The sequence below is a fragment of the Segatella copri genome (genome assembly GCF_949820605.1).
Lineage (GTDB): Bacteria > Bacteroidota > Bacteroidia > Bacteroidales > Bacteroidaceae > Prevotella.
Genome location: NZ_CATKVU010000006.1, coordinates 167,318 through 179,219 on the forward strand (window position 1 = coordinate 167,318; position 11,902 = coordinate 179,219).

The following is an 11,902-nucleotide window of genomic DNA, read 5'->3' on the forward strand; positions in this document are numbered from 1 at the left end:
TAGTATGTATGAAATATTACAATGACTTTTTTATTACTCCTATTGAGGAGCAACCTATACATGATTTTTGCATTTCTGCCATTCATATTTTGCCTAAATGCAGTGCTAATTTTAAAAAAGGACTGCGCCAAGAGTATTACTTTCTTAATGACAGGTGTTACCTCGAAAATAAGAAAGTAGTATTGAGTGATAGTATGCTGCCACGAGATTTCTATGGTAAACGTATCAATGTACAAGCTATCGTGGGAGTGAATGGAAGCGGAAAGTCTTCCTTGCTCGAAATCATCTATCGAGTTATCAACAATCTGGGCTGCTTGTTGAATCGGGGGAAAAGACGTAAGTCATCAGATGCTCTCTATTTCATAAAGGGACTTTATGCTGAAATCTATTATGTTATTGATGGAAAATTGGCGAGAATCTCTTGTTTTGATAATGTAGTTGAGTTTCAAGTTGGAAATGGCAAGGTGGTTTCTTTGGTAGCATTCGATATGCCTGGTCTGGATGATGAAGTAAAATATGTCTTAATGTCTGATTTTGTGAAATGGGCAAAAGAAAGCCTTTTTTACTCGATAGTTACTAACTATAGTTTGCAGGCATTTAATGCGAATGATTTTGTTTGGGAGAAATGTAATAGCTTGGATAAAGATGCTTTTGAAGTAAAGGGGAATAGCTGGATCAATAGTCTTTTTCACAAGAATGATGGATATATGACTCCGATTGTTTTGAATCCTTATCGTGACAATGGGGTTTTTGACATCAATAAGGAGCATCGTCTGACGATTTCCAGATTAGCTTCCATTATGATTTATGCTCAAATGCATAATCGGGAATTCATGAAGGAATATAGGCTAAATAGTATTCTCTATACATTTGACAAAGATGGATTGGAAGAAAAGTATTTGAAGGATTATGATGTGAAGGAAGAGGTGTTTCATAAGTTTCACTTAAAAACTAATGAGGAGCATGATATAGGCTCTGAAATCTTATATGCATATGGTTGTGCTGCTCATCTGAATTTGGATGATGTGATGCAACGAACCGCAGCGATATATCTTATATATAAGACGTTTGCAATAGCTAATAGTTATCCTTCGTATGAAAAGTTTGCTATTTTGGGAGAACTTGATGGGTTTGTGCAAGATGTAACTGAGGAGTCTCGGATTCTTGTTTGGGAATTGGTTAAGACTATATTGAAGGATAAATCTCATGTTACTTTAAAGATTAGGCAGACTTTGCATTTCATAGATGCTTTGCTTGATGGGCGTGTAAACTCTCAGTGGCTAAGGTCTGAGTCTATTTCTTATCCAGATTATGTGGTGCCTGTATTTAAAGGGGCGTATCCTCGCAAGATGAGAGACATCCAAGAGTACTTGCCTCCTTCTTTTTTCAAGACACAAATATTTATGGATAGGGTGGTTAATGGTGAACGTGTGAATAGGTTTGCTATTCCGGTAGAGCAGATGAGCTCTGGAGAGAGACAATATCTATATACTTTCAGTACATACATCTATCATATTCTGAATTTGCTTAGCATCCAAGAATCTCATAGGGTAAAGTATAGGCATATTAATCTGATACTTGATGAAGTAGAGATGTGTTTCCATCCTGAGTATCAACGTAGGTTCGTGGATGAACTCCTTGGATATATCAAGCGATTGAGCATGAATCGGCATGCTTCTTTTAATATTATGATTGCTACTCATTCTCCTTTTATCTTATCAGATATTCCACAGTGTAATATCTTGTATTTGGAAAACGGAATGGTACCTGATACTAGAGATTTCAAAAATCCATTTGCTGCCAATATCTGTGATATTCTGTATCAGAGCTTTTTCTTGAAAAATGGCTTTACTGGGGAATATGCTCGTAGAAAAGTGACAGATATGATTACTCGTTTACGTCCTAATAGCTATTTTACAGAAAAATGGGAAGAGCAATATTGGAAGTTGATGGAAATCATTGGCGACCCTTTTCTGAAGATGCAGTTGCAACAATTGTATGATGATAGGAGGAAGAGAAATGAGAAAGATTGAGATAGATGATACAATTAGAGGATATGCACAAGATTATGCTTCAAAAGTTAAGGTAAAGTGCCCAAAAGTTGTGGATGATTTGGAAAAACTTAGGAATTATGTTGCAGCACACAATCCTGGGATAGACAAGACTGCGGTTACTGACTATATTGGTTTATTGATAAGTGATTATCCTGCTGTTCTTACTCTTGAACCTAAGGACTGGAATGCTTATATTCAAAAATATGATGTGGTATTGCAACGGGAACCTACTATGCTGACAAGAAAGGTGGTCTATGGTGTTAGTGGTAAAGGCAAAGTCCATGAAGCACCATTTTATGAGAGGATTATTTTTTGTTTGCGCTATGAGGATGCAAGGTTGATATTGGGTGAAATCCAACAGCAAATGGGATTGAAAACTTGTGTTTACTGCAATGTAATACCCACAATTTCAAATGATGAGCAGGTTTATTATCAGATGGATCATTATCAACCACAGAGTAAGTATCCTTTCTTGGGAACGTGTTTCTATAATCTTCAGCCATCTTGTGGCATTTGTAATGGTCATAAGGGAAAGAAAGATTCTGATTTCGGGCTATATGTCAACGCTGAACAGCATAAGGTGTTGTCTCCTTTCCGTTTTGTCCCTAAGGTAAGTTGCGGAATAGGTCCTTATCCTACTTGCAGTGAGATATTGTTTAAAGGTAGCGGAAAGCGAGTGACGAAAGAAAGTAAGGATCATGAAAAGATGTTCCATATTGACTCTTTGTATGCAGGTCGTATCAATGAAGTTTCTAAACTTTATGAGAATGCTTTTAAAACTAATGATTCGCTAGTGCAAGCTATGGCAGCAAGCTATGGATTTGAAAATACAAAGGCAAATGCAATAGCTTATCTATCAAATCAATTGTCGCTTAATGAGGCTGATATACATAAAGAACCATTGACAAAATTAAGACAAGATACTATCAAACAAATGAAAGAAGGTGGGGTGATATGAGCGAAGCTCCTATTGTAATACAATATGTTGGTCTTGCTAGATTTTCATGATTGCCATCTGAATCTCTTCCCATACCTTTTTGTCTAACATAAAATAGGGGATGGCTTCTTGGCTATCCGAAAAATAGAAAAACATATGTTTAATGCCTGGGGCATCGGAATATTCGTAGGCTTCGATTTTGACAACGTTGATACCTTGCGACTGAAGAGCCACAAGGAGTTGCTGACGTTGCTTTTGTTTAAAAACATTAACAATTTTGGGTAGTAAGGCGGAATTAGCCTCATTACCAGAGGCAAATTGCTCATTAACACAGTAAATGCTCACTCTTTTAACACCGCAAAGAAGGATCAACTTTTTGCTGATGCTCTGACTAATGGTGATGTGTTGATTCCGGATGGCGTGAGCATCGTGAAGGCGTGCAAGTGGATTAAGGCTAAGAGTCAGCCGAAGGAAAGAATAGCCGGCTGGGACTTATTCTTCTTCGAGATGGACAAGCTGGATAAAAAAGGTGGTACGGTGATGTTTATGGGTAGTTCGCAGAAGGTGCTCGACCTGATTGTGAAGCGTGCTGTCGTGGATTATCCTCACCTGAAGGTGGTAACTTATTCGCCTCCTTATAAGCCTGAGTTTTCGGATGAGGACAACAAGGCTATCATTGATGCCATCAATGCTGCCAACCCAGATTTGCTTTGGATTGGTATGACGGCGCCTAAGCAGGAGAAGTGGACGTACTCTCATTGGAATGAGTTGAACATCCATTGTCATGTGGGTACCATCGGTGCCGTCTTTGACTTCTTCGCTGGTACCGTGGAGCGTGCACCTATCTGGTGGCAGGAGCATGGCTTGGAATGGCTCTATCGCTTGATCAAAGAGCCTAAGCGTATGTGGCGCAGATATATCATCGGTAATACTTTGTTCCTCTGGAACATGGTGAAAGAGTAACTTGTGAAGAAACAACAAAAGATTTTCTTTGATTTCTTGCGATTCTGTATTGGCTCTGCCAAGGAGATACCTGATTCCTTGAAGGAAACGGATTGGAAGGAGATATATGCTATTGCCCAAAAGCAATGCCTGGTGGGTGTTCTCTTTGATGGTATCAAGAAGTTGCCTGCTGAACATGTAGGGATGAAGAAGGAGTTGCTACTCCAATGGATGGCGGAAAGCCAGATGTTGGAGAAAGCGAATGTTCGGCTGAATGATGCTGCCATCCAGGTTTCTGAGTGGTTCAGGAAGAAGGGATTCAGAACCTGTATTCTGAAAGGACAGGGGAATGCATTGATGTATCCGAATCCTTATTCCCGGACTCCTGGTGATATTGATATCTGGGTGGAAGGTGGAGATAAACGAGTTATCTCATTTGTCCGCTCTATCTCGCCTCATGAAAAGGCGTGCTATCACCACATCGAGTTCCCATCGTATAAGGGTGTGGAGGTTGAAGTGCATTATCGCCCTAGCTTCCTGCTGTGCTTCTGGCATAACAGAAAGCTTCAGAAATATTATGAGAGTGTGAAGGATGAGCAGTTCTCGCATCGGGTGATGTTGGGAGAGCAAGGTGAGATTGCGATTCCGACAGTGGAATTCAATCTCATCTTCCAGTTGACTCATATCTTCTCGCATCTGATGAATGAGGGGATTGGGTTAAGGCAGCTTCTGGATTACTACTTTGTTCTTTCAATGTTAAGTATTAACTGTGAAATGTTAACTTCCTTGCAGAAGGAATTGAAGGAGTTGGGATTGTGGAATTTTGCCGGGGCTATCATGTATATCATGCAGGAGGTGTTCGGCATGCATGCCTCTCGTCTTATTGTCCCTCCTAATGAGAAGTATGGTAAGTTTGTGCTGAATGAGGTGCTGGAAGCCGGAAACTTTGGTAAGCATGATGAAAGGAATCGCTTCGGAAGATCAAAGCTGGGGCATAATCTCCAAAGAGTGTATCGGGATATGAGGCTCGTGACGTATTTTCCTGCTGAGGCTCTATCCGAGCCTATCTTCAGAGTTTGGCATTTCTTCTAGAGGTTAAGGCACAAATAAAATGAGGGATGCGGGTACAAAGACTAAGTTTGCCTCTTCCCTACTCATCATGACAATACCTAACATAATGAAAGTAATCAGAATTTTTGTTTTGATTCTAAGAATCAACCAATATTGATAATAAATGAATAAAAATATACAGGCAATATTGAATATGCTAGACAGTAATACTTTTCAACGAGGAGTATTATTGGATATTCTCAAAAGTCTCATGCATATCCAAGAATTATCAGCGCATTGGAAACAATCCCGTTATTACGTGCTAAGGGAACTAGTGGACAAAATTTAATTACTCAAAGTGTTTGGATGATAGATGAAGAAGTTCATGTATATTCTTTTCCTTTGTCTTCTCAATATAAGAGAGCTTGTTCGGAAATTAATATGCTAAACTCTGATTGTAAAAAAGTTCTGAAGAATGAATATTCAGAAGACTCTATCGAATTCTTCTCATTTATAAGTGATTTGATGGCAAGACCTAACGAATCATGTCTTTATGAAATTACCGCAACCTGTATTGATTTCTCAAATACATATATTAGGAAATACTCATATGATAACTAAAGATTCTTTTGAATGGGTTCTAACAAATGATGGGAAAATGTTTTTGCAGCAAATTGGTCTGCTAGCACCTTCCTTTCAAAATACCCCTATAGTTATCCGCTCAGAAAGCCTAATGTAGAGTTAAATATATAAAACGAATTATGAACACAAACACTCAAATAGACAAGATAGATAAAGTACTCTCGAAAATATCGGGCAAGGAGATGAAAGGCTTTGTTCGTCAGTATGCAGCTACGCATGAGGACTTTGCTACCGCCTTGGTGGAAAAATATTGGAAGCCGGAGCGTGGTAACTATAAGGAGCAGGTGGAGGCTTGCTTTGCTCATGCTGGTGTGTTGGGCAAACGATTCGGACAACCGCAATTGGACTGGAGGAAGATAGAGCAAGACCTGGGGGCAATGATGAGGAAAGCCAAGAGTATGAAGAAGAAAGGTAATCTGATTGATGCTGCCTTGATTGCTGGATATGTGATGACTATAACTTGCCGAGAGTTTAAGCACGACCATCTGGCTTATACTCCTGCCAGATATGATGTTTGGGCAGAGGAAAACAAGGTGTTGAAGGACATTGTCACCCAGTCGGCAGACATGGTGAGGGAGTTGCTGATCAATAGTGATGAGATAGAGGAGGATTCCCGTTTGGGTATGCTTGGGGAGATTGCTGAGCAATGCGAGGAAATAGGCGACAACTATTTCATGCGCTTTGAGTGGTTTGTGGATGAGGAGATGCCGTTGCTTTGCGGTGAAGATGAAAAGGCGTATCTGGCTCATATCAGCAAGCGACTGAAAAACAAGAAAGAGAAATACTTCCACTATCGCTATTACATTCAAAAGGCGGATTACTGGGCAGCCCATGGTAAGCGTGCAAAGGCAGAGAAGCTGATGTGGGAGAAACGGGATGACGAGAATATCCGTGACCATTATATCGACAGCCTCATTGAATGGGGCGAGTATAAGAAGGCGGTAGAGGTGATAGACGATAACAAGGATGACTTTCACTCCTACTCCAAGAAATGGGAGGATAAAGTGGTGAAGGCGAGGATGCTGAAGCCAAGATCCTCATCAAGGAGGAACGGTTGGATTTGCTCAAGGATATGTTCGAGCATAAGCATTGGGACCTGTGGGAACTTTATCCGGAATATATCAAGTATGTGCCCAAGCAAGACCATGCCTTTGTGGGAGAGATACTATTCAAGGACATCAAGAGATTAGCTCTGCTCAAGGAAAAGCCAAAGGAGTTCAACTGGCTGCTGGGACAAATAGAGAGGGTAATGAGGAAATCTGCGGTCGTAGATAAGATTATCAAGAATGGTATCAGACAGCTTATTGCGGATTATCCCGACAAATATTATTTCAAGAGTTATCTGGGAAGCATCCTATAGTAATGTTGATTTTTTAGACTAATATTATGACAAGAGAAGAATTTGCTGAGAGATGGCAGCATCAGCATTATCCAACGATGGATTTACGGGCTGAGGTGCCATTCTATTACGATATATATCAAAGGATTTGCTCCGTTGCGAAAGATGGAAGCAAGGAAATCAATGAGTTTTATGTCATCCAAAATGCTGAAGCAATTGAAGTCTTATGGTTGGGAGATTTTCAAAGGTAAATGAGCTTTTGACCTTGATAAAGCCATCAAGGATATTGAGAATCTATTGAAAAAAATCTTTTGAATGAAGAAAATCAAACTTTATGACTACCAGCAGAAGATGCTGGAGGACATCATCAACGTGCTGATCTCTGCTGCTACCAGTACATTCTACAATGAGAATGGTAAGAAGGAGCGGGTAGGCAGTTCGGTGATGGTGCAGATGCCGACAGGTACGGGAAAGACTTACGTGATGGCGGCTGTGGTGAAATGGTTTCTTGATAACCATGACACGGGCGAAGTGTGGATTGTGGCGCACCGGCGTGAACTGGTGGAACAGATGCAACAGACGCTGGACAGATTCTGCCTAGACTATGGGGAGAAGGAAATGGAGCTGAAAGCGAAAGTAAGGATAAGGGTGCTCTCCATTCAATGGTTGAACAGACATATCGACGAACTGGAAGGGGCGGAGTGTACGCCAGGACTCATCGTAGTGGATGAGGCGCACCACGCTATAGCAACCTCCTATCAGGACCTGTTTGAAAGGAATAGAAAAGCCTTGAAACTCGGTATGACGGCAACTCCATGCCGCATGAACAAGAAATCCTTCAGCAAGCTGTTCGAGATATTGTTGAAATCTCCATGTACCAACGACTTTATCCTGCGTGGGTATCTGGCACCCTACGACTACGTGGTTATCGGCAAGTACTCCAACGATCAGTTGACCGTGAACCAGCTGAAAAGCCGAGGCAGCGATGGCGACTATGCCATCAAGGAGATGGACGAGAAACTGAATATTCCGCAGACCATCCAAAGGCTCTACGACAGCGTGAAGAAATATGCTGACGGCAAGAAGGGAATTGTATATGCCATTGACATTGTGCATGCCCAGGCGATAGCGACATGTTACAATGCGCTCGGATTGAAGAGTGTCGCTCTCGATAGCAAGACTCCAGCCAAGAAACGCAAGGAGATGGTGGAGGCTTTTAGGCGCAGTGAGATAGACTGTCTGGTGAACGTGAACCTCTTCGATGAGGGGTTTGACTGTCCTGACGTGGAGTTTATCCAGATGGCCCGTCCTACACTGTCACTTGCCAAGTATCTGCAGATGGTGGGGCGTGGGTTGCGTATCAACCATGAGAATAAGGATAAGGTGTGCATGATAATCGACAATGTAGGTAACTACCGCAAGTTCGGTTTGCCTGACAAGCCTCGCAACTGGGAGGGTATGTTTGCAGGGTTGAGGGCTGGCAAGGGTATCATTCCAACCTATGTGAAGAAGATGCAGAACATCATTGCTGTGAATGATGAGATGATAACGGTGAAAAAGGCGAATACGGCAAGGAAGAAGATGACCATCCAACAACTTGATGAATATCTGAAGAATGTAGAGCCTTTCCAACAGGATGGCAGATGGGGGCTGAGGGTGAAGGATGACATCATCGTGAAACCTATCTACACTTATATCTCCAACTTCAGAGGTGATTATGCCGAATGCAGAATAGGCATACAGAGATGTTTGTATGGACTATTGGATAGGAGGGGTAATATTATCCTACCTCCGGAATATAAAGACATATATAGATGGAATGAACATACGGTTGAAGTAAAAGGTAACGATGGTTACAGCAGGACCATTGAATTGTAACGGCTAAGAAAAATATAAAGATGGAACGCAAGAAACAGACTGGACATTTGTCAGTCCTCCCATTTAAAATCCTCTAAATGAGCTAAGAAAGGAATAGCTCCAAAGCGTCCTTTCAAGTAGCCTTTTTGAATGTCCAAATCATTTCGTAAACAAAAAAGCAACAAATAGCGTAAAAACAGATGTTACTCCTAAAGGGTTACGGGTTAAAGATCCGTGCCAACAAGTAAGAATATATTGAAATCTGATAAACGCTTTGGTCGCTATCGTTAAAATTTAATAATATTAGTTACTTTTTTGTGGTTTTTAAGATTTGATTCTTATCTTTGCAATCGTTTTCACGCCTTACCTTAATTGACGAATGCCGAGTGAGAAAGACGGGAAGAACAAGCATATAGGAAATGGCGTTTACAAGCGCACTTGGTTACACACACTTGGATACTATAATATCAAAATCAGGATTAGAAATATACAAGGCAGTTATAGACCGCCCAATAGGATATAAAAATAGAAAACTTATTATCAGCTGCACCTGAATAATTCCATTGGTAGCATATAACGTATAGTAAGATTTCAAAATTATCTTGGACGTGACAAAGTGTATTCCACTACTGGCTTGTATAGGATGTTTCAGGAGTTCAGGACTGTTTGACTGAGTAGCTCGTACTGCACCAACACCGTTTCCCTTATGTATGTGTTCAGTAGTTTTTTGGGTCCGTATAGGTGCATTGGACATAAAACGTAATTGCATGTATGGTTGAAATAAATCCATTATGTATTTAGCGTTATTAATTTTTTAAAGTCATGAGAAGGGAACTTTTGCTCTTATCTTGTTGCGTGGTCATCCCAAGCATTTGTAGTGCACAAGAGAAGTCTGACACAGCAATGGTAGAAAAGAAAGCAGAACGCAATGTGATGCTCAATGCATCCGATGCCAATGCACCTCGTTACATTCAGATAGGTCTTCCAAGTGAAGATGTAAATGTGTACGAGAATGGATTACCTGTCGTTTATTCTTCTTACATCCATCCTGTATCTGCTCATTGGAGAAGTGATGGTAGCTTGGCAGAGGTAGGATTGATGAACCCACAGGAATCAGCCATTGCTACAGGAAACATTGCTTATTCAGTAAACAGTTTCAGCGACTTAGGCAGTAATACGTTCAAGGGTATTTTGAATTACAAAGGCAACCATTATGGTATGCATCAGTTTGATTTGAACGTTTCAGGACCTCTGGCTAAAGGCTGGACTTATGCCTTGAATATGTATCAAAACTTTGATCCTGGAACCTTTGACTTGAAGTTTACCAACTATAATGACCGTACACAAATTTATAAGGGTGCCCTGACAAAGCATTGGGGAAACAGAGGTCAGTTGTCTTTTCTCTACAAGTTCTCAAACAGTCAGCGTATGGGTTCCATAACCCAGTTTGCACCATTTATCTATCACACTAATGGTGATGTGACGGAATTGGACGGCTTTAAATTGGGTACATCTTCATACGTTCCAGCTTCTCAGAACTTCATGTACCGTGATATGAAGACAGGTGAAGTGAAAAACACTACTATCAATGATTGGAACAAAAGCAAATCTCACGAATTTGCTGTATTATTCAAATGGGATTTAGGTAATGCATGGAACTTGGATACAAAGGCTAAATATACCTGGGTTGATGCTAACTATGCCGACTTTGGCGGCAGTTCCATCATGAATGTCAAAGATGGAAAGGTTGAGGGTAATACGAATACGTATTATGACAAGAATGGAAAGCTTTATACAGGTATGATGGATGGTCGAAGAATCTGGTTTCATACTGCAAAGGCAAAATCTTTCCTTCTCACCTCTGAGGTGATGAGAAACTATGGCCAGCATAATCTTAAAATAGGTCTCAACGAATGGAACTTTGACTTAGACTACTGGTCTGCGTCAACACAATGGGATGCCAGTGTAAAGGAGTATCCAGAGTTTCTATCACATTCCATGGTTTCAGACCCGACTGCAAGAACAACTTATTATGGATTCAATGAGATTTCTACAGACTATGCTATCGGTAATGAGAATAAGTTAGCAGGATATTTCACAGACGAATGGCGTCCTATTGAAAGCCTTCGTTTCTTCTATGGCGCACGCTTAGAGTGGTGTCGTATGTCTGTAGACCAGTTGCCTTATGCACGATTTGCAGACATGTATGTCGGTGCAACCAATGCAGACGGTGTAACCATTACACCACAGCACAGAACAAAGAATAAGCTCAATTATGCATTTACAGTTTCGGCTACATGGTCCTTTTATAAAGGTATGGGACTCACCGCTGACTTCACTCAAATGGAACGCTCTCCTCGCATGACAGATTATTCCAATATGGGACCGCAGGACCTGCGTCTCCGCATTCCATTGCTCCGTGGTGGTATATACTATCGCAATAAGTGGATTGATGTTACATCAATGATAACCTGGATTCAGAAGACGAACAATACAGACCAGCAGGATATAACCAAACCTGGCACTAGTATTTCAAAGACAACATCATTAAATTATAGCATTCAGACTGTTGGATGGACAACCAATGTGGAACTTGACCCTTTCAAGGGTGCGCATCTTCATGCCCTCTTTACTTATCAGAAACCAACATACAAGGACTATTCTGTGACAGTAAAGTTTGATGATGGTGAGACCGCTGACTTAAATGCCACTGGTAACATTGTCAAGGAAATACCACAGATACTGATTGAGCTTGACCCAAGTTATACCTTTTACAAGGATAAGATGACTGTATGGGGCAGTTTCAGATATTTTGGAAAAACGTATGCTAACCTTTCAAATGCCCTTTGGTTTAACGGCCATTGGGAAACTTTCGCAGGTGTGAAATGGAATGCTACCAACAAATTATCATTCAACCTTGGTGTAGTCAACTTCCTGAACCAAAAAGGTGCCAGCGGTACAATATCCGGCTCAGAGCTTATTGGTCCGGAAGAAGCCAAGCGATTCAATGGCTACGTAATGTCCGGACGCTATCTTCGTCCTTTCACTGTTGAGTTTGGAGCAAGTATAAAACTATAAATA

8 protein-coding genes and 1 pseudogene are annotated in these 11,902 nt (G+C 40.9%); all 9 read left to right on the forward strand.

The genetic code is table 11. The annotated features are described in order from the left end of the window. Nucleotides 1-8: 8 nt before the first annotated feature. A complete protein-coding gene (locus tag RCO84_RS01820; protein WP_317573361.1) occupies nt 9-2,033 on the forward strand; it encodes an AAA family ATPase in 2,025 nt (674 codons plus the stop codon). Further along, nucleotides 2,020-3,012, forward strand: coding sequence for an HNH endonuclease (locus RCO84_RS01825; protein ID WP_288575832.1), 993 nt, complete (start codon nt 2,020-2,022; stop codon nt 3,010-3,012). Before RCO84_RS01820 ends, RCO84_RS01825 begins: the two co-directional genes overlap by 14 nt. Nucleotides 3,013-3,265: 253 nt before the next feature. Beyond that, nucleotides 3,266-3,954 (forward strand): annotated as a pseudogene (locus RCO84_RS01835) (WecB/TagA/CpsF family glycosyltransferase). 3 nt (nt 3,955-3,957) lie between these two features. Continuing rightward, the gene (locus RCO84_RS01840; RefSeq protein ID WP_317583654.1) at nt 3,958-5,025 is read left to right on the forward strand and encodes a nucleotidyltransferase domain-containing protein; all 1,068 of its coding nucleotides are present in this window, start codon (nt 3,958-3,960) and stop codon (nt 5,023-5,025) included. 719 nt (nt 5,026-5,744) lie between these two features. Continuing rightward, the gene (locus RCO84_RS01845) at nt 5,745-6,815 is read left to right on the forward strand and encodes a hypothetical protein (RefSeq protein WP_317583656.1); all 1,071 of its coding nucleotides are present in this window, start codon (nt 5,745-5,747) and stop codon (nt 6,813-6,815) included. After that, nucleotides 6,779-6,985 carry a hypothetical protein gene (locus RCO84_RS01850; RefSeq protein ID WP_294822299.1) on the forward strand — a complete coding sequence of 69 codons (207 nt, stop codon included), beginning with the start codon at nt 6,779-6,781 and terminating at the stop codon, nt 6,983-6,985. The genes RCO84_RS01845 and RCO84_RS01850 overlap by 37 nt, the downstream gene beginning before the upstream one ends. A gap of 26 nt (nt 6,986-7,011) precedes the next feature. After that, nucleotides 7,012-7,215: a hypothetical protein gene (locus tag RCO84_RS01855; RefSeq protein ID WP_317583659.1), complete on the forward strand. Its 204-nt coding sequence runs from the start codon at nt 7,012-7,014 to the stop codon at nt 7,213-7,215. A 64-nt stretch (nt 7,216-7,279) separates the two neighbouring features. Continuing rightward, entirely contained in the window at nt 7,280-8,842 is a 1,563-nt protein-coding gene (locus RCO84_RS01860) for a DEAD/DEAH box helicase family protein (RefSeq protein WP_317583662.1), read from the forward strand. Between the two features lie 882 nt (nt 8,843-9,724). Continuing rightward, nucleotides 9,725-11,899, forward strand: a complete 2,175-nt coding sequence (locus RCO84_RS01865) for a TonB-dependent receptor (RefSeq protein ID WP_260849777.1) — start codon at nt 9,725-9,727, stop codon at nt 11,897-11,899. Nucleotides 11,900-11,902 lie beyond the last annotated feature (3 nt).